17 protein-coding genes and 4 pseudogenes are annotated in these 22,462 nt (G+C 68.7%); 14 read left to right on the forward strand and 7 right to left on the reverse strand.

What is annotated here, in order from left to right; all coding sequences use genetic code 11:
• Positions 1–251: 251 nt before the first annotated feature.
• Together ACFCZ1_RS22110 and ACFCZ1_RS22115 are read right to left on the reverse strand one after the other, a co-directional pair.
• The gene (locus ACFCZ1_RS22110; protein WP_376679990.1) at positions 252–1,622 is read right to left on the reverse strand and encodes an MFS transporter; all 1,371 of its coding nucleotides are present in this window, start codon (positions 1,620–1,622) and stop codon (positions 252–254) included.
• Positions 1,619–2,269: a helix-turn-helix domain-containing protein gene (locus tag ACFCZ1_RS22115; RefSeq protein ID WP_376679991.1), complete on the reverse strand. Its 651-nt coding sequence runs from the start codon at positions 2,267–2,269 to the stop codon at positions 1,619–1,621. The genes ACFCZ1_RS22110 and ACFCZ1_RS22115 overlap by 4 nt, the downstream gene beginning before the upstream one ends.
• Before the next feature lie 157 nt (positions 2,270–2,426).
• Here ACFCZ1_RS22115 and ACFCZ1_RS22120 point away from each other — a divergent pair.
• The 5 genes and pseudogenes from ACFCZ1_RS22120 to ACFCZ1_RS22140 all read left to right on the forward strand — a co-directional run.
• A pseudogene (locus ACFCZ1_RS22120) lies at positions 2,427–2,623 on the forward strand (IS5/IS1182 family transposase); the annotation flags it as partial.
• A 105-nt stretch (positions 2,624–2,728) separates the two neighbouring features.
• On the forward strand, positions 2,729–3,358 hold the full coding sequence (locus ACFCZ1_RS22125; RefSeq protein ID WP_376679992.1) for a hypothetical protein: 630 nt from the start codon (positions 2,729–2,731) through the stop codon (positions 3,356–3,358).
• 294 nt (positions 3,359–3,652) lie between these two features.
• Positions 3,653–4,309, forward strand: a complete 657-nt coding sequence (locus tag ACFCZ1_RS22130) for a class I SAM-dependent methyltransferase (protein ID WP_376679993.1) — start codon at positions 3,653–3,655, stop codon at positions 4,307–4,309.
• A gap of 374 nt (positions 4,310–4,683) precedes the next feature.
• Positions 4,684–6,240, forward strand: a complete 1,557-nt coding sequence (locus ACFCZ1_RS22135) for an MFS transporter (protein ID WP_376679994.1) — start codon at positions 4,684–4,686, stop codon at positions 6,238–6,240.
• Between the two features lie 99 nt (positions 6,241–6,339).
• Positions 6,340–6,651, forward strand: a pseudogene (locus tag ACFCZ1_RS22140) (ester cyclase); the annotation flags it as partial.
• Between the two features lie 165 nt (positions 6,652–6,816).
• Here ACFCZ1_RS22140 and ACFCZ1_RS22145 read toward each other — a convergent pair.
• From ACFCZ1_RS22145 to ACFCZ1_RS22155, 3 genes and pseudogenes are all read right to left on the reverse strand, one after another.
• Positions 6,817–7,554, reverse strand: coding sequence for an alpha/beta hydrolase (locus ACFCZ1_RS22145; protein WP_376679995.1), 738 nt, complete (start codon positions 7,552–7,554; stop codon positions 6,817–6,819).
• Positions 7,555–7,895: 341 nt separating this feature from the next.
• Positions 7,896–8,132 (reverse strand): hypothetical protein, encoded by a 237-nt coding sequence (locus ACFCZ1_RS22150; RefSeq protein ID WP_376680041.1) that lies wholly within the window; start codon positions 8,130–8,132, stop codon positions 7,896–7,898.
• Positions 8,133–8,301: 169 nt separating this feature from the next.
• A pseudogene (locus ACFCZ1_RS22155) lies at positions 8,302–8,484 on the reverse strand (SMI1/KNR4 family protein); the annotation flags it as partial.
• 652 nt (positions 8,485–9,136) lie between these two features.
• Between ACFCZ1_RS22155 and ACFCZ1_RS22160 the strand changes: the two are divergent.
• The 9 genes and pseudogenes from ACFCZ1_RS22160 (at position 9,137) to ACFCZ1_RS22200 (ending at position 20,191) form a co-directional block, all read left to right on the forward strand.
• Positions 9,137–10,558, forward strand: coding sequence for a hypothetical protein (locus tag ACFCZ1_RS22160; protein WP_376679996.1), 1,422 nt, complete (start codon positions 9,137–9,139; stop codon positions 10,556–10,558).
• A gap of 50 nt (positions 10,559–10,608) precedes the next feature.
• Positions 10,609–10,905: a hypothetical protein gene (locus ACFCZ1_RS22165; protein ID WP_376679997.1), complete on the forward strand. Its 297-nt coding sequence runs from the start codon at positions 10,609–10,611 to the stop codon at positions 10,903–10,905.
• 47 nt (positions 10,906–10,952) lie between these two features.
• Positions 10,953–11,267 carry a hypothetical protein gene (locus tag ACFCZ1_RS22170; protein WP_376679998.1) on the forward strand — a complete coding sequence of 105 codons (315 nt, stop codon included), beginning with the start codon at positions 10,953–10,955 and terminating at the stop codon, positions 11,265–11,267.
• Between the two features lie 871 nt (positions 11,268–12,138).
• A complete protein-coding gene (locus ACFCZ1_RS22175) occupies positions 12,139–12,582 on the forward strand; it encodes a hypothetical protein (RefSeq protein WP_376679999.1) in 444 nt (147 codons plus the stop codon).
• A 1,044-nt stretch (positions 12,583–13,626) separates the two neighbouring features.
• Positions 13,627–15,711, forward strand: coding sequence for an FG-GAP-like repeat-containing protein (locus ACFCZ1_RS22180; RefSeq protein ID WP_376680000.1), 2,085 nt, complete (start codon positions 13,627–13,629; stop codon positions 15,709–15,711).
• Between the two features lie 239 nt (positions 15,712–15,950).
• A pseudogene (locus tag ACFCZ1_RS22185) lies at positions 15,951–16,283 on the forward strand (transposase); the annotation flags it as partial.
• A 227-nt stretch (positions 16,284–16,510) separates the two neighbouring features.
• Positions 16,511–17,497 (forward strand): MBL fold metallo-hydrolase, encoded by a 987-nt coding sequence (locus ACFCZ1_RS22190; RefSeq protein ID WP_376680001.1) that lies wholly within the window; start codon positions 16,511–16,513, stop codon positions 17,495–17,497.
• A complete protein-coding gene (locus tag ACFCZ1_RS22195; RefSeq protein WP_376680002.1) occupies positions 17,487–18,512 on the forward strand; it encodes an RNA ligase family protein in 1,026 nt (341 codons plus the stop codon). Before ACFCZ1_RS22190 ends, ACFCZ1_RS22195 begins: the two co-directional genes overlap by 11 nt.
• A gap of 1,268 nt (positions 18,513–19,780) precedes the next feature.
• Complete coding sequence (locus ACFCZ1_RS22200) at positions 19,781–20,191, forward strand: hypothetical protein (RefSeq protein WP_376680003.1); 411 nt, start codon at positions 19,781–19,783, stop codon at positions 20,189–20,191.
• Between the two features lie 207 nt (positions 20,192–20,398).
• On the opposite strand, the gene hemC is transcribed toward ACFCZ1_RS22200, so the two are convergent.
• Positions 20,399–21,334 (reverse strand): hydroxymethylbilane synthase, encoded by a 936-nt coding sequence (gene hemC, locus ACFCZ1_RS22205; protein ID WP_376680004.1) that lies wholly within the window; start codon positions 21,332–21,334, stop codon positions 20,399–20,401.
• Positions 21,335–21,739: 405 nt separating this feature from the next.
• Entirely contained in the window at positions 21,740–22,408 is a 669-nt protein-coding gene (locus ACFCZ1_RS22210; protein WP_376680005.1) for a hypothetical protein, read from the reverse strand.
• Positions 22,409–22,462: the final 54 nt, after the last annotated feature.

Here is a 22,462-nt window from a genome sequence, read left to right on the forward strand (position 1 = left end):
ACGTAGAGGTGCATCAGTCCGGTATTGGCGTCGTAAGCGGCGGAGATGCGGGTCCGCTCGCCAGGCGTGCAGCGGGCGGCACTGCTGATGGTGAGGGGGGCGGTCCAGCCGATGCGGATGTCCGCGCTCGGGGTGGCCGGGCAGCCGTACCAGGCCGTACCAGCCGTACCAGTGGTACCAGCACGGAATGGAGGATCAGATCGGCGCTGTGGGCCTGGTACTGAACGCCCGCTTCTCGTGTTTCCGGGCAGTCAGCTGGAAGAGACGCGCGGGGGGTCGGAGTCGACGGTGCTCGGGGGAGACGGCAGGGCATGTGGCTGAGGTATTGCCGCCGGAGCGGTGGGCGTTGGCCGGTCGCGGTGAACCCACAGGAGTGCTCCCGCCAGGAGCACGGTACCTCCCAGCAGCCACGGCAGCGGTCCTGCAGGAAGGACGCCAACGATCAACCCGGTCAGAGCTCCTGCCAGTTGCAGGGCAAGAGACTGGACGGACAGCGCGGTGGCCCGGCCCGCGCCGGCGACACGGCGGTGCAGGATGTCGTTCTCGCTCGGTCCCGCGGAGCCGAGCCCGAGGTAGACCAGGCCGTAGCCGGCAGCCGTGAGGGCCGTAGGGCCCACTCCTGTCGATGCTGAAGCGGCGCCAAGCATCAGCAGGCCGCTCGCGCTGATGCCAAGGCTCACCAGGACCGCACGCTCGCCGCTGCCCGCCAGCCGGGCGGTCAGCGGTGCGAGGTGGCTGCCGAGACCCGCGCAGACGAATCCGGCGCAGGCGAGTGCGGCGAAGAGCACCGCCCCCGACTCCGACGCGCCCGTGAGGGCCGCGGCACGGCCCGGCGTGAGCAGTTCGATCGCGGCCAGGGCGCTACCGGCAGCCCCTGCGCTGAGGAACACCCGGCGGACCAGCGCATCGCGGCCCCCCAGGCGCAGCCCGCCCGCGACGGTGACCGGGATGCCTCGGAGTACGTTGCGCAGGGTGGCCGCCGGCCGTGGCGGTTCGGGCAGAGCAGTCAAGACGTACAGCACGAAGGCGACCTCGACCGCTGCGCCGAGCAGCAGCGGGACGGAAAGGGGCAGCACCAGTCCGGAGGTTGCCGCGCTCAGCCGGGCGCCGAAGTCGGGGCCGAGTCCGAGCAGCCAGGGAATGGCTCCACCGAGCAGGGTGCCCACGGCGAGCGCGGCGGACGTTGCGGAGGAGCCGCGGGCCAGGCCGGTGCGCACTTCGGCGCCGGGGCCGGAGCGCGCGTGGACGGTGTCGACGTACCAGGCTTCGGCCGGTCCGCTGGAGAGGGCGCGGCCCGTACCCATCAGCGCCATGCCCAGGCCGAGCAACCAGGGAGCGGTACCCAGGCCCTGAAGGGTCAAGGCGGTCAGGTTCAGCAGGCCGGCGGCCGCCAGGACAGCGCGACGTCCCAGCACGTCGGACAGCCCTCCTGTGGGCAGTTCCAGCACTGCCGCCGTGAGGGAGTGCGCGGCGAAGAAGCCCGCGATGGCCGCCATGGTCATGCCGCGCTCGGTGAACAGAAGGATCAGTGGGGCGATGGTAAGGCCCAGAGGCAGCCAGAAGAGCATGCAGACCATGACGTAGCGGCGACGTGCGGTGGACATGTCCAGTGGCTCGGTCATGACGCGCTCTCGGCGTCTGCCTCCGCAACGGCGGCCAGGTCCGGCTCCGCGCCGGGGCCGTGCGGTGCCGGTGCCAGGGGCAGACCGGCAGTGAGGAGGACTACTTGCGTGGCGCGCGGATCCCCGGCATCACGGGCGGTCAGTTCCTCCAGCTTCCGGTCGAGCGCCTCCCAGAGTTCGGTGAGCGACTCGGGGGTCAAGCGGGGCATCAGGTCACTGATCCCGGACGGCTCCAGCCACTCCTGCCCCAGCCGTCCGTCGGCGAGATCTGCCTCGTGCCGGACGAGAGAAGCCTCCAAGTGTTCGATCTGAGCCCTGCGCGACAAGCTGACGTAGGCGCGGCTGTCCGGTGAGGCCTCCATCGCCTTGTTGCTCCAGGAGGTCACGGAGTGCACCGCCTGCCAGCGGCGCTCCCGCCCGTCACGATGCTCGGCCTCGGCAACGAACGCGTACTTCGCCAGGACTCGCAGGTGATAGCTGGTGGAAGCGGATGACTCACCGGTCCTGACCGCGAGCTCGCTCGCGGTGGCCGGGCCGTCCTGCCGCAGCAGCCCGAGCAGTCGGATGCGCAAGGGGTGTGTAAGGGCCTTCAGGGCTGCCGCGTCCTGCTCAGGATCGAGGACGCGTCTCTGTGCTCCGCTGATCATGACGGCAGGCTAGAGCCCTCCAAGACTTTCCAAAAGTATTTTTGCAGAATTTCCTTTGGGAGTTGGGTGGCGGCTGCCCTGACCCCGGTACCGCGCAGGTGACGGAGCCGGACAGCCTCACGCGTCCGTACGGTCCTCGGCCGGCTCCTCGGCGGCCGCCCTGCGGCGCCCGGCACGATCACCGCAGCGAGGGGGAGCGGATCCCTCGACACTGATGGGCCGTCATCGGCAGTTCGTCGAGAGAACCGTGTCCTGGCTCGCCGGATGCCGACGCCTGCATCACGTCACGAGCGCAAGACTGAGCACTTCCTCGCTTTCGTCGGCATGGCCGCCTCCCTCATCGGCTACCGGCAGACTCGGCAGCTGAGCCGGCCCGAGCCTGCCCTGTCGGTGGCAACTCATAGAGTGCGCGCAACGTCTCCAAGGAGGAGGTTCCATGGGCTTTCAGGTCATCTGGTCATGGCTCGTAGCAAGCGTCCGCTGCTGGAAGCACCCGTGTTCGACAGCATCGATCAGGAGCTGAAGGACACCGTGCATGCATGGTTGCCGCGCCCGGGCGGTTGGCAGACCCTCCAGTTCGATCACGGACTGTGGGAGGACGACTATCTGTCCGCCCTGGTCGCATGGACAGGTGCACCAGCCTGCGTCGCAGATGTCTCTGACAGCAGCATGGCCCTCGTGACCGGGCTGGTAACCGACGGACAGCGTTGGCAGGCGTGGCTCAACCTGCATAACGCTGCGGCACTTCTCGCAGAGGAACCCGAGGACCTGGACGACGTGAGCCTGTGGCTGGGCACACCCGCGTTCGACGAGGCTGTGAGGCGCAAGCGCGCGGAGCTCGAAGTGGATATTCCGGCCGACGCTGAAGGGGCCCTCGGCTGGGCTGCGGCGGCTGGCATCCCAGCCACAGCCCAGCAGTCCCGGATCGAAGAGCTACTGCGCTCGCGGGAGCCCTTCGCGGAGGACCTCTTCAGTGCGCTGCTGGACGAGCTGGGCTTTCCCCAGGCCCAGGCCCAGGCCCCGGCCCCCGCCCCCGCCCAGACCCAGGGCTCCCAGCCCTCACCGGAGCCATACGAAACGACATCCTGAAGACCGTTTGTCCTGGTGGGTGTGTTTGGCGACTGGCTGCCGGGCCGGTTGGGCGGGCCGCGTCACCATGTGAGGACCGCCTGACCACCCCGCTCGCCGCCAGTCCCGCCGCCGGAAGGCATCCGAGACGGGGGTAGCCATACGAGTCGAGGCCACCGGGCGGTTCGGCCAGGTTGGGGCCGCCTTCGCCGACCCAGGTAGTGATCACGGGACCGGGCGGTCAGTTCCTCAGGGCGGGCGTCGGCACGAGGCCGGAGGGCGGCTGCAACTGGCGTGGATGTTAGCTTCTTTCCCGTGGTGGAACACCAGGATGAGACCAGGACTGCCTACGACGGGATCGTCGAGCTGTACGCGTCGATGTTCGCTGATCGGCTCGAGACGCAGCCCTTCGCGCGAGCCATGATCGGCACCTTCGCCGAGCTGGTGCGCGGGACGGGAAACCCGCGAGCGGTCGACGTCGGGTGCGGCCCCGGACATCTGACGGCCATGCTGCACGACTTGGGGGTGGACGCCTTCGGGCTCGACCTCTCCCCGGGCATGGTCGACCATGCCCGGCGGGCCCACCCGACGCTGCGGTTCGACGAGGCCCGGATGGAGACCCTGCCGGTCGAGGACGGCGCGCTCGGCGGCGTGTTGGCCCACTACTCGATGATCCATACCCCTCCCGGGGAACTGCCCGCTGTCCTCGCCGAACAGGCGCGTGTTCTGGCACCAGGGGGCTTGCTCCTGGTCTCGTTCTTCGGGACCGACGGACCGGATCCGGTCCGCTTCGACCACAAGGTGACGCCCGCCTACAGTTGGCCGGTGGACCGCTTCGCCGAGTTGCTGGCCGGAGCCGGCCTCGTAACGTTCGCCCGGCTGGTCCACGACCCGGCCTCCGAACGGGGTTTCCTCGACGCCCACTTGCTGGCCCGCCGAGGTGTCGGTGGTTGCGAAGCGGTCCTGTCCTGACTGGCAGTCCTCCGTTCGCCAGGCCGCGCTCTGCAGTGGGGGACCAGTGACCAGTGTCGGCGTACAGGTGAACGCGCACCGCCACGTACGGATGAGTACGGGGCCGTCGGCAATGCCCTGAGAGGCTGTGGACGGAAGCCTTCCGTCGTCCTTCCAGGACCGGCGGAGGGCGGCCGGCATTGGTCCGCATTCGCCGATCCGCATCCGCCGATCCGCCTCCGCCGAACCGCATCAGCGGCCGGAGCGGCAGCAATTTCGCGGTCTGTACGTCCGGTGCCGGGACGCGCCGGGCGGGACGGCGGGCCGGAAGCGGTGGCCGGATCACGGTCGGTCATCGAGCGGTCGGCGCTGGCCGACGTACGGGAGGTGTTGCTGTGTCGACTGCCGAGCCGCGATCCCTTGTCTCGCTACTCCCGATCATCTCGGGGCTCTCCCTCGCTTTCACGATCACGGCCGTCGACCCGCTGGTCCTCAGCCTGAACATGCCGCAGATCAGCAGGGCCCTCGACGTGCCGCCCGACGTCATCGGGTTCCTGGGAGGCGCGGCGACGCTGGTCGTGGCCGCCGCGGTGCTCGCCGTGGGCAGTCTCGGGGACGCCTTCGGGCTCAAGCGGCTGCTGATGCTGGGGCTGGTCGGCGACATCGTCGTCAACCTGCTTTCCGCGCTCTCCCCCGGCTACATGTTCCTGCTGGTGATGCGCCTCCTCGACGGCCTGGCGCTGGCCGCGATGCTCGGAGTGTCGCTGGCCCTGCTCAAGGCGTCGGTGCCGCAGGAGAGGCGGCCGGCGGCCATCGGCATCTTCATGGCCATCGAAATGGTGCTGTGCGGGGTGACGCCCGCGGTCGGGGGCTGGGTGGTGGAGGTGGTCGGCTGGCGGTGGCTGTTCCTGCTCGCCCCCCTGCTGTCGCTGATCGCGCTCGGGCTCACGGCCCGGTACGTCACCGAGCCCCCCGTCCTGCGGCGTCGCGGAGTCGACGTGGTCGGCGTCGGCCTGGTCGGCGTCACCCTGCTGACCCTCGTCCACGGCATCGCGGAGGCGGAGAACGGGATCTCCCAGGTCCAGGCCTGGCTGCCGCTGGCGGTCAGCGTGGTCGCCGGCGTGCTGTTCGTACTCCGTGAGCGCCGGACACCGGAACCGGTCCTGGACCTGTCCCTGTTCCGCAGCGGCCCGTTCACCGTGGCCGCGCTGGCCAGCCTGACGCTGAACTTCCTCGTCGCCGGGTTCAGTTTCGTCCTGGGGCAATTCGGCAGCGTGATCCTGGCGCTGCCCCCGCGCACGATCGGCCTGCTGTACCTGCCCGGCACGCTGGCGATCGCGGGCGCCGTCATCCTCGCCGGGCAACTGATCGGGAAGTACACCCCCCGGCCGGTCCTCATCACCGGCCTGCTGGTGCTGGTCGCGAGCGGCCTGCTGATGGCGGTCACCGCCACGCCCACGATGGCGCTGTGGATCCTCGTACTGGCCACCTGGCTCGCCAACCTGGGATCGCTGGTGACCTCCGCCGCGGTGGCCGAGACCATTCTCTCCCACGCCCCGCCCGGGAAGTCCGGCGCCGTGGCCTCCGTCCAGCCGGCGTTCGGAATGACCGGTTACGCGCTCGGCCCCGCCGTCTACCTCCTGCTCCTCAATCTCTTCTTCCAACGGCAGTGGCTCAATGACGCCGAGGCGCGGGGCATGTCGGCGACCGAGGCCGATCAAGCCGTGGACGCGACGCGAAGCGCGATGGCCCACAGTCCGGGCACCGCCGGATACGACCCGAACCTGCTCCGGCAGTCCGGACTGGACCTCGGACTGGACTTCACCAACGGCCTGAGGCTCACCATGCTGGTCGTGAGCCTGCTGCCCCTCGCCCTGGCTGTCGCGGCGTACCTCCTCATGCCCCGCCGGCCCCGGACCGCACCCGCACCTGCACCCGCACCCGCACCGTAGGAGACGGACAGGCACCCAGCTGCCGCCGCCCCCGGCTGCGCAGCCGGGGGCGGCAGGTCAGCATGGAACAGAGAAGATCTTTTCGAGTGGAGGGTTCCCATGGCTGACAACGAAGCTTTCGTCCGCGATCTCTTCCGGGCATGGAACGACCGGGACTACGACTCCATCGCCGCGGCCGTCGCCCCGGACTGCACCCTCGTCGAGCAGGGCAGCGGAAGGACGCTGCAAGGTCCGGAGGGGTTCACCCAACTCGCGAAGGCCATGTTCGAGGCGATGCCCGACGGCACGTTCACCCTCGACCACCTCACGTCCCAGGGGGACACGGTGGTCGTCGAGTACACGGCCGACGGGACCCACACCGGGGACCTGGTCCTGCATCCGGGCACCGTCCCCGCCACGGGGCGTCACAGGCGAGTGCCCGTCCGCCAGGTGGGCCTGGCGGACGCGGGCCCCTGCCGAGTTGGCAGGGGCCCGCGGCACAAACAGCAGAGGAGAGCCGGGACCTGCCCTCGACGAGCAGCGTCCTGGCCGACACCGCCTACCGTCTGCTGCTGTCCTGACGGTGACGGCCCGGCGTCACTTCAGGTGCCGGGCGAAGAACCGGGCCCCGGCATCGAGCTCGAACTGCGGGACGCCGGTGTGCCCGCCGAGATTGGCGTGCAGGGTCTTCTCCTTGGAGCCGAAGGCGTCGAACAGGTCCAGGGCCGCCTGCCGGTCGTTCCCTTCGTCGTCCCACTGCAGCAGGACATGGAGCGGAATGGTGACCTGGCGGGCCGCCTCGAACATGGCGGCGGGCACGAGACTCCCGGCGAAGAAACCGGCGGCCACGATGCGCGGCTCGACCACCGCAAGGCGGACGCCGATGGAGATCACTCCCCCCTCGTACCCGACCGGGCCGCCGATCTCGGGCAGCGACAGGAGGGCGTCCAGGGCGGCCTGCCATTCCGGGACCGCCTTTTCGACCAGCGGGAGGACGAGGGCGTCGACGATCTCGTCGCCGACCGGCTCGCCGGCTTCCATTACCCGGCGCAGGTCGGCGCGGGCTTGCTCGGCGGCGGCCCAACGGGGCCGTTCACCGCTCCCGGGGAGCTCGATGGTGGCCGCGGCGAAGCCGTACTCCGACGCGTAGTACCGGGCCCGCCCCGCCAGCCGGTGGTGCATCTTGCGCAGTCCGAGGGGCGGGGGGCTGATCAGGATCAGCGGCGCCGGCGCGGATACGGACGCGGGCGTCCACAGGACACCGGGGATCTCGCCGAGGGTGAACTCGCGCTCGAGGACGCCGTCGTCGAGACGCTGTTCAGAAGTGACGTGCATGGTCATGCCTTTCGGGAGTGCTCATGAACGGCGCTCCCGGACGACCTATCGCCCGACCGTGACCCCGGAGGGGAGCACCCATGTCGATATTGCGTTCACGGGTACCACCTCCTCCATCTCTCGCACGGCCTCCGGAAAAGTATCAGCGTCGCCGTGGTCCGCCAACAGGTTTTCGCGGAGGCTCCGTGGCCGGATGGATGTCACGGAGTCGGAACACTACGCAGAACTGCTTGGAACCTCATCGCAGCCTCCCGAGGCGAGGCCCTGCGACGCCGGGGCGCGCTGGGAGCGCTGTCGTTTCTCGGGTTCTGGCTCACATTCCGTGCAGATGTTACGGAAAGTCAGATCCTCGGGGCCCTGCGATGGCGGTCGGGATGGGCGCGAAGCCGGGGTGAGGTGAGTTCCAGGGCCCGGTTGTCGCGTCCGGCGCTCATGTGGTTGAGCCAGCGTTCGTACCAGTCGAGAAAGTCGGTGGAGGAGGAGACGTTGGGGCCCCAAAACCCGTCGCCGTTGCCGATGAGGACGCGGCCCATGAGGGGACCGGTCACCGCGACGACGCATACATCGGTGCAGCCCATTTCGATGACGTGAAGGAAGAGGTCGCCTTCGTGGGTCCCAGATCCCGTGCCGCTGAAGCCGCGGGGGTGCCCCTTGTTGCCCGCCCGGATCCATGACCAGCAGGGAACACCGCTCCAGCGGCATGAGGCCGTAGAACGGTGCCGCGCCTGAGCCTCCGATGTGCATGAGGAACTGCCGATAGGCATCGGGCAGGAAGATGCCGTGCTCGGCCTCAAACGCGGCGACGCGTGCTTCCGTCAGCTTCGGACCGAGGCGAAACTCGTGTTGCTCTTCCCCGAAGGAGTGGCTGCGTAGCGGTTGGAACGGGATCGCGGCCAGCTTGCGACGCAGGCGGGGTATGCGGGGATCCATAGCGCATCTTCTCTCGTCCCCGTCACCCTATGGGTGGCTGTGGTCAGCTGGCCAGAAGAATCCTCTTCCGCGGGAGAGCGAAGCCGGCGCGGCCGAACATCTGGCGCTTTAGCGGCACGATCTCCCTTATCCCGTCCAGGCGTTGGTGCAGCCCTGGTACCAGCGGTCACCATGTAAGGCTTGAACGCGTGGCTGTGGATCGGTCCGGGTACGTGCCCGCCGCGGTGCCTGAGGGCCTGCATGGGTGGGGCCGACTTTGGATGCGGGCAGGAGTTGGCCGATGAGTGCCAAATGCGTGGTCAGTTGATGGATTCGCCGTCGTGACTGCCACCCACGCAGATCCAAAGGCCTGCACCGGAGTCGTACTCCACCGTTCCATCAGCCTGCAGACACGTCGGCCCGTCGACGGCAGGTACCGCAGGTACGGACGCCTGTGCAACGGGACCCATGGCGCCAAGAGCAGCCAGTATCAGAGCGGCGGTGAATCCGAGAAGTCGTGTACGCATGGGAGCTCCTGTGAGGATGAGCGACACCAACACGTCATGACCAGCTTCACCCCGCACCGCGTCGAGCGCACCTGATGGGCGTTTCCGGCAGCGAGTGGTACACGGCTCCAGAGGCGCGTACCGCGGACAAGCGGCAGGCTGAAGTTATGCCGAACACTCCCGACGTGGCCGTATTGGCGCCTGATGACCTCGGCTGGCGGAAAGTCACAATCAACGGCAAGTCCGAGGGCAAGGTACGGTCCCCCAGGCAACTCCAAGCACTGCTGCGCCATGCTGGTCTGGAAGAAATCGGGCGCGACATCCATTGGGTCGGAGGAGACGACACTGTCTGGCCGGATCGAGCGGTGCAGCGACGTGCAGTCGGTACCATCGTATTTCTCGGCTTCCTCTTCCCCGCGTGCCTGCTCATCAGGATCGGCTGGGCGGACAGCCGTGATGCCCTGACCTTCGGCGGACGGCTCGCAGGATATACGGTCCTTGCTGCTGGCCTGGTGGTGTTGATCGCCGCAGTGGCCACTCTCGACTATTGGCACAAGCGGAAGAGGCGCTATTCGGGAGCCATCGTTCTGGCCGGAGTCGTCATCGTCTTTCTCGGCAGTTTCTCGCTTCTCCTTATGCAGCTTGACGAGCATTTCAACCGCTGGTCGACGACTGCGGGAATTTTCCTTGTCTGGTCTGTAGTGGCAGGGATTGGGCTCATCAGATCCCGGGCGTGGAAAGGTCTCCGGAATCCCGGGCGAATCGCGATCGGGGCAATCGTCCCCACCCTCCTCGCCAGCATCAACCTGGCATATTCGCAGATCTATGTCCCCTATGCGACCATCCCGCTGATCATGAGTGGAGCTGAGTTCAAAGAGGCGACCCTGGACAGAACGACGGCGTCGATGCAGGTGACGGTCCACCTGTCCGTAAAGAACAGCGGCCAGATTCCGGTCTATGTACTCGGCAGTATCTACTGGATCCAGGGCGGGGCCTCGAACAGCATTACTGAGGGCAGACCTCCTAAGTACAAAATGATCTACGATGGCGAGTTCGTCACACCGGCGGGTCGCGTTCTGAATCCAGGGGAGGAAATCACACAGGATGCAGTCGTCGAGATCAAGAAGCCCGAAGAGGCGAACTACGAGGCGATCAGGGCGCAGACCGAGGTCTACGTGATCAGGAAAGACAGAATGATACTGCCTCCCAAGTATGAAGAATCCCGGGCGACCGTCGAGACGCTCAAAAAGGAGGGTAAGTTGAGCCCTAATGAGCCTGCTCACACAAAATATAGAAATGACTCCGACATTTCGAACAGCAGTGAGATCCTCAACGTGACCCGAGGTCGACAGCATATAATGGTGTGGCGTGTGTCCAATGCTGAACTGCCGCGCATAGATGTGGCCATATCGCCACCGGGTGACAGGATCCATTTCAACCCTGCCCTTCCCAACTTCAATCAAGAGATTATTGACCGGTATGGTCTCGCGAAGGTGCGTGGCTCCACGGCGCAGACACCCTTCAAGGAGCTTCTGGAGAAAGCTGAATCAATTGAAAAGGGCACCAGTCAAGGTCAGTCGGGTCAATAGAGCGGCGATGGCACGGTCACGGCAGTTCCTCGCAAACCCTGGGCATTCCGATGCGGGTCGCCATCGAGCAGGCCGTTGCGGGGGTGCCGGGGGTCTCGCAGCGCACCGCCGAGCGATCCGTGAAGGATCAGATCAAGCACCCCAAGCCTGCGCCCGCCGAAAAGCTCGAGTCCGAGGTTCGGTGCCGGTGGCAGCCCCTGGTTGGTGGCGCCGGGGCCTCGGAGGTCGAGTTGCGGCAGATCGCCGCCGATGGGCTCGGGGAGGTCTACTTCCGCGACAGCGGGAGCCGCACGGACGGGTTGCAGGTGGAGTTCACGGACATCGACTACATCGACGTGGCCCTGTGACCCCGCCGGGGGTGAGCACCCCTCTGAGCACCCGTTAGCGTCCTGCCATGACGACTGAGAACTCCCGCCGTGATCTCACTGCCATTTGCAAGGCAGCGCACAGCGGATATCTACTGCGAGTGGTACGGGATGGCAGCTTTGAGTCCCTTGCCGAGAAGGACCTCTCACACTGGCCCGACTGGCCGACATTCCCGGTCGAAGCCGCGCATGCGGCGGGGTGTGAACTCGTCATGCTCGGCTACATGATCTGGCCTGACACGCTCACCTCCGACTCGCTCTTCGGCTGGCGTGCTGTACCGGATCAGCAGGCATGGTCGGCGAAGGTCGGCACCTTTGCCCAACTGCAGGCCGCCGGAATCTGACGGGCCGGCGGCTTCGAGGTCTGGGGCAGCGCACGGGACGTCGAACCCAACTGGGCGCGAATCTGGCCAATCGGGCCAACTGCGGCGCTCAGTCACAGCACCCCCGCCACCTTGTGAGCCTCACACGCTGTTGCGGACGCGGCGGCCTCGTAGGTGGCTTCCCTTGCACAGCAGCGGCAGGCCGACGTGGCAGCCGTGCGGGCGGAGCAGGAGGGCCTTCGGGCTCAGAAGGCAGCGGACCGGGTACGGAAACTGTCGGCCGATCTGCAGCGGAATGAGGCCAATCAGTCGCGGCAGGCGAGGCACACCGGAGTTGCGTTCCCGGCGATCGCAGACAAGTTCGCCGTCCCTGCGTGTCACAGGCATCGCCTGTCCCACCTGCAGTGCCAGGCCCGGCTCATGCTGCACAACATCAGACGGCCGGCCCACACCAGCCCCATGTGACGCAGTTCCGGCGCCGGTTCCCTTCCCGTTGATCTGTGGCTGCGGCGTAAGGGCCCGGCAGCAAAGGCGCGGCCGCCGTTCCCAATGGGAACGGCGGTCGGTGGTGCGTCAGTAGCCCTGACACGGGGGCGGGCCGGCTCTGACCGGTCGGCCTGGCATGGCGGTATCAGGCGAAGGTTGCGCGATTCATCTCGGCGATGGTTTGACGGGACGCACGGCAGGGCGGGCGCCGCCCGGTCAACCGGTCCGCCGTCACGCTGCTGTGATGCGGTGGCCACGGGCTCCACCGACAATGGTGGGACCAGGGCTGTGAAGGTCAGCCCACCCATCCGAGGGTGGACCCATGAACCGCAGACTGTGTCTAGCTCTCTTGACACCACCGATCGCCGCGTCGCTCGCACTCGGCACGGCCGCCGGCGCTCACGCGATGAGTGAAAGGGCTCCCGAGACCGCCACCGTCGTCCCGACGGCGGTTTGCGCGGTGGTGCGGAACACCGATGCCGCAGGTCTAGCCACCTTCTCGCTCATGGGCGAGGGGTTCAAGGAGGGGCAGAAGGTTTCGTTCATCGGACCGAGCAATTCCGGACATGGCCTCGTCGTGGACTCCGACGGCGCCTTTGTCGTGCCCATCAGCAAGGAGGGCCAGTACCACATCTCGGTGGACGACGGTGAGAGCACCGTCAAGTGCGCCAAGGCCAAGAGCCAGCAGTCGCAGAAGGACGAGGAGAGGGCCAAGGGCTTCGCCGACGGCTACAGGGCGATCAAGAACAACTGCCAGGCCAAGCAGCCGCAGGGAATCGCACCCCGCACCGCGACCTACAACATGGCCTGGAATGAAGGAGCCGCCCGCGCGGCCGCCGACTTCTGCTGAGGAGGCGACCCGGCCCCGGCGCCGGTCACTCCACGTCGTGCGTCTCGCGGTAGGCCCGCCAGCGTTCCATGATGCCGAGCATCTCGTGCTGGAGGAACTCGAAGAAGGCCGCCGTCTCCGCGATCCGCGCCCCGGCCGGGGTGTCGGTGCCGAGACCGGCGGCGCCCTCCAGCAGGGTCTTCTCCGACAGAGTCAGGACCTGGTCCCGGCGGGTGAAGGTCTCGTACCAGAGCTCGCCGTGTAGGACGTACCGGTCGCGCCGGGAGCCCGGCTCGCGCTCGTGGCGACCACGTTGGCTCGGTCAGGTAGGCGACCGCCTCCGAAATCGCCGCCCGGCTCATCTGCAGGGCCTCGCCGACCGGATCGCCCGGCGTCTGGAGGACCAGATGCGGCTGGCCGGGCCGACCAAGGACCCGGTGGGCTTGCTTCTTGACTCCGGGCAGGACTGCCCGCGGCGCGAAGCCGGCAGGTCAATCGCCGGGCTACCCGGCACGTGGTTACGGCCGCCGTCGCCGCCACGATGCCCGTCGCTTCCAAGGCGGAGCGCCGGGCGGCCACCGACCGGCAGCTGCACGCGCCAGTGACTACGTAGGCCGCGGCCGGTCCCTTGCGGCCGCAGCGCCCGGGGTGCGGCCAGCGCCGACCATTTGTACGTGAAGTCCGCCGCCGGTGCCTGCTCCGCGATCGGGATGAGGAGGCCGACTTCACCTGGCCAAGCGGTGCAGCGGTCGGCTCGGTTCTCGACGTCCCGGTTCAAGGCACGGCACGCGGGTTGCGCATTGCATGCACCTGGACCGGGAGGTCCGGCGCGAGGACCGACCCCTGGCATCAGCCACGTGCGGGGCGGTTCTTGTCCTTCGGTCAGCCGGCGTGCGTACGGGGCTGCGCCCTCGCGGAGATCGCCACCAGCGCCCCGCCGGCCGCGTCACCAGCCCACGAAACCTTGACGAGCACATCACACTGTTGAACTGCGCATCTAATGCTTGGGTCAGGGTCGGACGTGTGCTCTAAGGTCTGATTGTTGATCAGACAATTGGAGTGTGCATGTCCGTGAAGAATGCGGCCTCGCTCGTGACGGCAGCAGCGCTGGCCGCTTCGGCGGTCGTCGTGATGGCCCCCACAGCAGCCGCGTCGGGGTCGACGGCGAATGCCACGAACGCGGGGGAGACGTTCGGTGGCGCGCAGGCCTGGACCCAGGTGACCAAGAAGCATCCCAACCGCGGTGCGTGGAAGTCCAGCGAGTCGCTGCGGACCGGCAACGAGGGCGGATCCGAGGGGTTGTCCCGCTCCTTCGTCCGGCTCGACACCAGCGCCGTCAAGGGCGCGCCGGTGGCACAGGCGACCTTGCGCATCCGCAACACCGGCGCCGGATCCTGTACGGCCACACCGGTGGAGCTGTGGAGCGTCGGTGCGATCTCGGCGAACACCACGTGGAACAACCAGCCCGCCAAGGGCTCCAAGTTGGCCACGGTCAAGGCCGCCAAGGGCCGCCCCGGCTGCGCGGCGGGCGACATCGAGTTCGATGCCACGGCCCTGGTGAAGGAGGCCGCGGCGAAGAGCCAGGCCGACGTCACCGTCGGTCTGTACGCCTCCGACGAAACCGACACGACCGCGTGGAAGCGCTTCGACGCCAGGAGCGCGGTTCTGGAGACGAAGACCGCGGCCGCGCCGACGGTCTCGGACCCGGGGACCTCACCGGCCACGGCATGCACAGGAGGGCTCGTCGGCAACACGCGGGTGAGTCTCTTCGCCACGGTCGACGGCCCGGAGGAGGGCGGGCTCACAGCCCAGTTCCAGGTCTTCCGCGCGGGGCAGAGCGCCCCGGCGCTGACCCAGTCGGTGCCGGCGGTCAAGAGCCAGGCCACGACCTGGTCGGTCCCGGACGCCGACCTGCCCACCGGGGACTACACCTGGAACGTCCGCGGTGCGAACGCCGCGGGGCAGACCTCCGCCTGGTCCGCGACCTGTGCCTTCTCCGTCGACCGGACCCGGCCGAACGTGCCGCCGGTCATCGGCTCGGTACAGTTCCCCGACGCGTCGAACGGCGTGCCCTCACAGACCGGTACCGCCCGGACGCCCGGCACCTTCACCTTCGCCGCAGGCGGGGTCGAGGACGTCGCCGAGATCGTGTACTGGACGGACTGGGACTCCCGCCAGGCGTCCGTGGCGCCCGGCGCCGCCGTGACGCTCGTTCCGCCGACCGCGGGCCCGCACTCCGTGCACGCGCAGAGCGTGGACAAGGCGGGCAACGTCTCGGACACCGCCACGTACTCCCTCTTCGCCAAGGGCAGCACGGCTCCGGACGCGCCCGGCGACCTGAACGGTGACGGGCACCGCGACCTGTGGACCGTCGACCCGGCGGGCCGCCTCCAGTTCCGCGCGGGCAAGGGCGACGGCACCTTCGCCGCCCCGGCGGACGGCGGCCTCACCGTCGCCCCCGGCGCGCAGGTCCTCGCCAGCGGTGACTGGAGCGGCGACGGCTACAACGACCTGGTGGTGCTCGAGTACAACGACGTCACGCGGACCAAGCTGCTGTGGATGTACGAGAACGGCGGGCTGGGCAAGGTCACCGAGGCCAGCCGGTCCCAGCTCAACGTCAGCTGCCCGGTGAAGGACCCGGAGCTGGGCTGCGAGACCGGCGACGACCACTGGCACGACGCCGAGCAGATCGCCGCCGCGGGCGATGTCGACGGCGACGGCGGCCCTGACCTGCTCGTCAAGCAGGGCTCGGAAATGTGGCTGTACTACGGCGGTTCCCCGTACCTGGACAACACCGCACCCGTCCTGGTCGGCGGGACCGGCTGGGACCCGGTCACCGTGGTCGCCCCGGGCGACGTGAACGGTGACGGCGCGGCCGACCTCTGGCTGCGTGAGGACGCCACCGGCGACCTCTTCGCCGTCTCGGGGGCCAAGGGCAGCGACGGCAAGTTCGCGCCGGCCAGTTGGGGCTCCGCCCGTACCAAGATCGCATCGGGCCTCGCCCGGGCCGACTATCCGGTACTCGGCTCCACCGGCGACCTCACGGGTGACGGCCTGACGGACCTCTGGGCGGTCACCGCCGACGGCCGGACCGTGCTGTTCCGCGGTACCGCCGACGGCATCGACGCCACACCGGTGAGCATCGGCTGACCCAGCGGAGCCGCCACCCGGCGGAGGGGGTCGTGTGCTGTTGGGCCATGGTCCGGAGGCGTGGCGATTCGATCCACGCGACCGGACCATGGCCCGGAGACGTGGCTGATCGATCCACGCGACGGCAGTGAGATGACTCGCTGGCAGTGGCCGAGCCGTTGACTGATGGTGGGCTTCGCCCGTTGTTCACCGTCGTCGGCCCTGATCGGTGTCTCGCCCGCTGTGACCAGGAGTCCCTGATGCTCCTTCACCTCTCATCAGGCGCTGTCGATGAGCTCATCCGCCATGACGCTGAGTTGTGGGGCTTGTTCCAGAGGGTGGTGCCGGAGGCGCCATCGCGGCCTCAGGGCGGCGGCCGACGCCGGCATGGTGACCGGGAAGTGCTCGCCGCGATCGTGTTCGTGGCCACGTCGGGCTGTACGTGGCAACAGATGCCCGCAGCGTCGTTCGGGCCGTCGGGGGCGACAGCCCACCGGCGCTTCTCCGAGTGGAGCAAGGCCAGGGTGTGGGCTAAGCTCCACCGCCTGGTCCTCGACGAACTCGGCGCTCGCGGCGAGCTGGACTGGTCTCGGTCGCGAACGCCTCCGCATACCCCGTGGAGGTGGCGGTGACGCTGACCGTGACGTACGACAGGCCGACTCAGCCCGCGCTGCTTCCCGCGTAACGGAACAGCTCAGCTGGTGTACGCATCCGCTACCGTGCCGTGCCGCCCCGCCCGGGAATCCACGGGCCGCCCCGCCGCCCCGCCCGCTACGATCGGGACCCTCACCTTGATCACGGCGGTCCGACGGAGGCACCGATGGCACAGGCCCCCGAGCGGACCCCCGCGCACCCCGAACGGCTTGAGCGGGGACACCCGTTCCGCCAGTGGAAGACCTGGCGGATACCCGGCACCGAGCTGACCCTCACCGGGTACTCACGCGCCAACGACAAGACGTTCTTCCACATTCCCGAACTGCGCTGCGCGCTCGACGCCGGCCTGGCGGAAGGCCGTCAGCCGGAGACCGTCTTCCTCACGCACACCCACCACGACCATTCCAAGGACCCCGACTACCTCGCCGCCAGGCCCGCCGGCGTCGACATCCACCTGCCCGCCCCCGCCGTCCCGTACGTCGAGCGCTTCCTGCGAGCCTCCGCCGAACTCAACCACGGCACGGCCTACGACCCCGCCGCGAACTGCCGGCTGCACGGGGTGCGCGGCGGCGACGAGTTCACCTTCGGCCGTCGCGGGCATCACGTACGGGTGGTGGAGTGCACGCACAAGGTGCCGTGCGTGGGCTACGCCTTCTCCGAGCGCCGCAGGGAACTGCTGCCCGAGTACGAGGAGCTGCGACGCTCCCTCGCCGGACAGGGCCGGGGTGGCGCCGAGTTCGGGCGTATCCTCGCGCAGCGCCGCAAGGACGGTGCCGACGTGGAACACGAGGTGCTCAAGCCGCTGTTCGCGTTCCTCGGCGACACGCACGTGAGCGTCTTCGAGGACAATCCGTGGCTCTTCGCGTACCCGGTGGTCATCACCGAGTGCACCTACCTCGACAACGCCGAGCTCGACCGTGCCGACCGGGTCGGGCACACCGTCTGGAGCCGGCTGCGGCCCGTCGTCGAGGCCCACCCGGACACCCTCTTCGTCCTCACCCACTTCAGCCTGCGCCACTCGGACCAGGACGTCCTCGACTTCTTCGGCGACGAGCGCCCCGACAACCTGCTGCTGTGGGCGCACCCCGACAGCCGACTGCCCGAACAGCACCAGCACCAGCACCAGCACGGTGGCGGTCGGCATGGCGGCTGACAGCGGCTGGTCGCCGTACCCCAAGATCCCCTCCCGGGCCCGGCTGGGCGAGGCGCGGGCGGCCCGGGAGTGGGTCGCGCTGGAGAAGGTCCACGGGGCGAACTTCGCCGTCGTGTGCGACCGGGCCGGAGTACGCCCGGCCAAGCGCCGCGAACTGCTCGGCGAGAGCGGCCTCGACGACTTCTTCGGCGTGGGACGGATCTGGCCGGCCCTGGCCGTCGCCGCGGACCGCTGCGCCGCCGCCCTGCGCCGCGCGTACGGCACCGATCCCTCGGCGCCGGTCACGGTCTACGGCGAACTGGCCGGCGGGCGCTACCCTCACCCGGACGTGCCGCCCTCGCCGGGTACGGAGCCGGTGCAGACCGGCGTCTGGTACGCGCCGGGGCTGCTCTGGCTGCCGTTCGACGCCACGGTCGAGGTGGCCGGCGGCGGCACCCGCTGGGTCGGCGACGGGGCGCTGCGGGAGGCAGCCGACGCCGCAGGCCTGCACTGCGCCCCGCTGATCGCGCGCGGGACGCTCGCCCAGGTGCAGGAGCGGACGCCGGTGTTCCCGACCCGGGTACCAGCTCTACTGGGCCTGCCCGAACTGCCCGGCAACCTCGCGGAGGGGCTCGTCGTCAAGCCCGCAGAGGAGTGGGGGACCCCCGACGGCACCGGCCCGGCCGCCCGCCCGGTGGCCAAGTTCAAGCACCCCGCCTTCGCCGAGGACGAGCGCTTCGACGGCTCGCGGCCGTACCGGGCGCCCGCCGAAGGAGCGGCGGGGGTGCCCGGCTGGCTCCTCGGCCAAGTCGCCGCGCTGCTCACCCCGGCCAGGGCGGCGGCAGCCGTCAGCAAACTGGGCCCGCGCACCCCGGCCGAGGAGGTCGCCGCGGAGATCACCCGCGACGCGGTCGAGGAGGCCGCCGAAGCGCTCGGCGGCCTCGACGACGGCCTCGCCCCAGCCCTGGAGCGGGCGCTGCACGCAGGCGCCCTCGCACTCGCCCGCTTCGACGCGGCCGACCGCCGGGCCCCCTGACACTGAGGCCGGCCGGCGTATCGCGCAGTCGTCGGGCCTCCTGGAGCAGGCCGGACGACCCCGGCCGCTGGGCCAGAGCGGTCACCTCGGGCAGTTCACCGCGCGTACGACAGCCGTGCGGAGTCCGACGCGACGGCTGCACAGGCCGTACCCAAGAACGCCCATCAGCGGTTTCCGAACAGAGCCGGTCACCGACCAGGTGGGTGAAAGCGATCTGGAACATCAGGACGCCGATGAAGAGAGTGATGGCCCCGATGACGAGGCCGAAGAACGCAGCGACGTCCGTGACACCGACAGAGCCGCCCCTGTCCACCCCTTCCTGGGCCGTGATCGACGGAGCGAGCGTGTACAGCACCCACGGCCAGACCATCAACGGCGCAAGGGGGGGGTGTGAGCAGCACGGGGCAGAGGAGCGAGGCCAGCAGGTAGCCGCCGACCGTGCCGGGTATCCGGGGCGCGGTCGCCCGCAGGAGCCTCCGCACGGTCACCTGAGTCCCGCTCGCGTCCTGCTGGGCCAAGGTGGCTGCCAGTGAGCCCACCGTTGCGTGGACCAGATAGAAGGCCCAGGACGAGGGGGAGGGGGAGGATCAGGAACATGTTCGCCAGCTCGCCCGGAGCGCCAGAGCCCACCCAGAGAGCACCAAGGGCAGGGGCGCCGCGAAGCGCGTACATACCGAAGCCGGCGGCCGCGGTCACCGCGAACACGGCCAGCTCCGACAGCAGCATGGCTCTCAGCAGAGGGCGCCAGGTTCTCCTCGGGATCCGGAAGGCGCCACCCAGGAACACGCCGGGCCCGGGAGCGGAGGCGGCGCTGGTTGCTGGCTGGCATGCGGGGGGAGAGAGCGGGGTCGCCCCCGGTTGGTGCCATGCCCCCGGCATCGCGTCTCCCTCCCCCTGAGCCCGCGAGCCGTGCAGCCGATCGTAGGCACCGGGTGCTACGGAGGACAGCACTCCGCAAGCAGCCCGCCATGCAGAACCCGTCTCACCCAAGGCGGTGCTCTCCCCTCTCCCGCCTTGCGCTCCGGAAATCGCCGAACTTTTGACCGCGGTCAAAAGTCCGACCCCACCAGGGCGATCACCCCCACCAGGCGAAGCGGGCCCCACCAGCGCTGCTGACGCTTTGGCCAATTCGGCTCCGCATGACGTCGGCTCCCACGGGTAGCCCGCCGCGCCCGGCGCCCGGCGCCCCGCACCCGGGGCCCGGCAGCCGAAGTGGCCCGCCCCATGGGCTGGAGGCGGCAGTCGGTGAGCCCTGCTAGCTTCCACGCATGGCAGATTTCACCAACAGGCGACAGATCACTTCGGTGGCGCAGCTCAATCCGCTCCAGGCCGAGCAGGTCGCGCTCTGCGGTGTCGCCTACGACGATGAGGATCTTCCGGCCGACCGGCGCCTCTCCGCGGACCCCGAGGACGAATCGGTGCTGAACTTCTGCGAGCTCTGGGATGTGGTGGCCGACGGGTCGCCCGTTTACGAGGCTTGGTTCTACCAGGCGGACAGCGGGTCGATTTTCCTGGCCGGGACCAGCGAGATGGTCGCGCAGATCATCCAGTGCGGCCTGGAGTGCGCCGACCAGGAGCGCGAGCTGGAGCTCGGCGCGGCGATGGCGAGGGCTGGCCTGCTGCCGTCAGGGGACTCGGCGTTCGAGCGGTACTGGCGGGCCGCCGACGAGACGCCGTAAGCCGGTCGTTCCGTCCGGAGGCCGACACAGGCCCTGTTGCTTCGCCAACAAGTCTGATCTCAGGACCACAGCCGAGCCTTGGGGTCAGACGTCAGGCAGAACTCACGCAGAACCTGTATCAACCACCAGTGCCGACACCACTGATGGAGCCCTGTTCGCATGGTGGGGCGTTCCTCAGGGACAGGCGTGTTGCTCCGGGGCTGCGGGTCAGTGCGGGATGCCGTCGATGAGCTCGCGGGCTCCCTGCCGCAGAAGCGCGACGGCGACTGAGGTTCCGAGGGTGGCGGGGTCGAGCCGGCCGGCCCATTCGTGGGCGTTCAGGACAGTCTTGCCGTCCGGGGTGAAGACGCAGGCACGCAGCGACAGGTCCCCTCCGCGTTCGGCACGGGCGTAGCCGGCAATGGGACTGTTGCAGTGTCCCTGCAGGACGTGGAGCAGCATCCGCTCGGCTGTCGCCTCGCGGTGAGTGCCGGGGTGGCCGAGGCCGCTGATGAGGTCGATGAGGTGGGCGTCGTCCTGGCGGCACTGGAGGGCGAGGATGCCGGCGCCGATGGGCGGCATCATCGTCTCCGTGGACAGCACTTGGGTGATCACGTCGGTGCGGCCGATGCGCTCGAGGCCTGAGACGGCGAGGAGGGCGGCGTCGACTTCGCCCGCGTAGAGCTTCTCCAGGCGCCGGTTGGCGTTGCCGCGGAACGGCACGCACTCCAGGTGGGGCTGGCTTGCCGCGAGCTGGGCGACACGGCGGACGGATGACGTGCCGATGCGGGTTCCGGGCGGCAGCTGATCCAGGGGGAGGCCTCCCGGGTGGATGAGCGCGTCGCGGATGTCGTCGCGCTTGAGGAACGCGGCGAACATCGTGCCAGCAGGCAGGGGCCGGTCACAGGGGATGTCTTTGAGGCAGTGGACGGCCAGGTCTGCGTCATCGTTCAGCAGCGCGTCGTCGACCTCTTTCGTGAACGCTCCCTTTCCTTCGACCTGGGAGAGATCACCCATCCACTTGTCCCCGGTCGTGACGACCGGGACGACTTCGGTGCGGATGCGAGGGTGGAGCACGGCGAGTTCGCTGCGGACGCGTTCCACCTGGGCCAGGGCCATGGGGGAGTTGCGGGAGACGATGCGGATCAGCTCAGGGGTGGACATGCCACCCACGATATTCCTGTCAGGTGCGGCTCCCGACCGTTACGTGCACCTTGGTCGGGGGCTCACATGATCAGACGAGGGCCGCCCACACCTGGCGAATGCCCGGTTGGACTACCCGTTCGAAACTGCGTTCGAAGCGGCAGTCAAAGGCCAGCGGTCAGAAGTCCGGCGGAATCAGGCGTTCCGCCACTCGTACGTGCAACAGCCGACCTCGTAGTGCCATCATCCCTCCGCCTGCCTCCGTGCCAGGAGGGCCTTGATCCCGGCCACTTCCGCGCCTGCTGGCACGGTGAAGACCACCATGGGGAAGTCCTTGCTGGAGACCTCTCCGTCCGGCCCAGCGGCCTCGCCTTGAACGCGAAGGCTCAGCAGCAAGAACGTGCTGGTGGGTGGCGAGATTAGCTCTCAACGGCCCTGCGGATAACCGATTTCGGAGATGTCTTGGGCCAAGTCCGTCAGGGTGACCTCTGCGTTCAACGACGACACGAGTTCCTGGTTCAGTGGCCGCAAGGCATACAGGTCACTCACCGCTTCCAGATCCACAGAGACCTCGTAGTAGTCCTCGGCGAAGCGCTGGAACGCTTCGGGCGAGCGGTCGACCAGCAGTTGGAACAGACCCGTCGCCCCATCAGGGTCGGCATGGTTCGAGGGGAAGTCGATCGTGCCGTGGCGCCACTGAACATCCGTCCCCTCCCGCCACAAGCAGGCCGTCACGACAGGCACGCCGTCCTCGTCGGTGAACGCCGGCTCCTCGACGAAGGTCTTGAAGACCTCGGGAACGTCGTCGATCACTCCCGGCCAGGGCTCGCCGTCGTGGCCATATGGGCTCATCCGCGATTCGTGGCCGAAGCCACGGACATAGGCCCCAGCCGCCGAGAACACGATGGAGTACTCGTCCCCTGACCCGTTGCGCATCGAGGCCATCTCCTCGCCAGCAGCCCACCTGGCGTTGAAGGAGTAGTACCGGCTTTCCCAGTCTGGGCTCAGGATCGCGTCGAGCATTGCAAGCGAGCGGCTCAGGTCCCGCAGCTCGGCAATGGTGGGAAGCTGGCGGGCTACGTCAGAGACAGTCACGGGCTCATCCAACCGGATCCCTCTGACAACCACCCGCCCCTGACGACGTCACGG

Source organism: Streptomyces sp. NPDC056224 (assembly GCF_042267665.1).
Classification (GTDB): Bacteria; Actinomycetota; Actinomycetes; order Streptomycetales; family Streptomycetaceae; genus Streptomyces.

Bases quoted from the DNA above. Each gene is read 5' to 3' on its own strand.
- ACFCZ1_RS22165 (WP_376679997.1), top strand. From the start codon at position 10,609: ATGCGGGTCGCCATCGAGCAGGCCGTTGCGGGGGTGCCGGGGGTCTCG.
- ACFCZ1_RS22190 (WP_376680001.1), top strand. From the start codon at position 16,511: ATGGCACAGGCCCCCGAGCGGACCCCCGCGCACCCCGAACGGCTTGAG.
- hemC (WP_376680004.1), bottom strand. From the start codon at position 21,334: ATGTCCACCCCTGAGCTGATCCGCATCGTCTCCCGCAACTCCCCCATG.
- ACFCZ1_RS22175 (WP_376679999.1), top strand. From the start codon at position 12,139: ATGAGTGAAAGGGCTCCCGAGACCGCCACCGTCGTCCCGACGGCGGTT.
- ACFCZ1_RS22115 (WP_376679991.1), bottom strand. From the start codon at position 2,269: ATGATCAGCGGAGCACAGAGACGCGTCCTCGATCCTGAGCAGGACGCG.
- ACFCZ1_RS22110 (WP_376679990.1), bottom strand. From the start codon at position 1,622: ATGACCGAGCCACTGGACATGTCCACCGCACGTCGCCGCTACGTCATG.
- ACFCZ1_RS22180 (WP_376680000.1), top strand. From the start codon at position 13,627: ATGTCCGTGAAGAATGCGGCCTCGCTCGTGACGGCAGCAGCGCTGGCC.
- ACFCZ1_RS22200 (WP_376680003.1), top strand. From the start codon at position 19,781: ATGGCAGATTTCACCAACAGGCGACAGATCACTTCGGTGGCGCAGCTC.
- ACFCZ1_RS22195 (WP_376680002.1), top strand. From the start codon at position 17,487: ATGGCGGCTGACAGCGGCTGGTCGCCGTACCCCAAGATCCCCTCCCGG.
- ACFCZ1_RS22150 (WP_376680041.1), bottom strand. From the start codon at position 8,132: ATGGGCTGCACCGATGTATGCGTCGTCGCGGTGACCGGTCCCCTCATG.
- ACFCZ1_RS22125 (WP_376679992.1), top strand. From the start codon at position 2,729: ATGGCTCGTAGCAAGCGTCCGCTGCTGGAAGCACCCGTGTTCGACAGC.
- ACFCZ1_RS22145 (WP_376679995.1), bottom strand. From the start codon at position 7,554: ATGCACGTCACTTCTGAACAGCGTCTCGACGACGGCGTCCTCGAGCGC.
- ACFCZ1_RS22170 (WP_376679998.1), top strand. From the start codon at position 10,953: ATGACGACTGAGAACTCCCGCCGTGATCTCACTGCCATTTGCAAGGCA.
- ACFCZ1_RS22160 (WP_376679996.1), top strand. From the start codon at position 9,137: ATGCCGAACACTCCCGACGTGGCCGTATTGGCGCCTGATGACCTCGGC.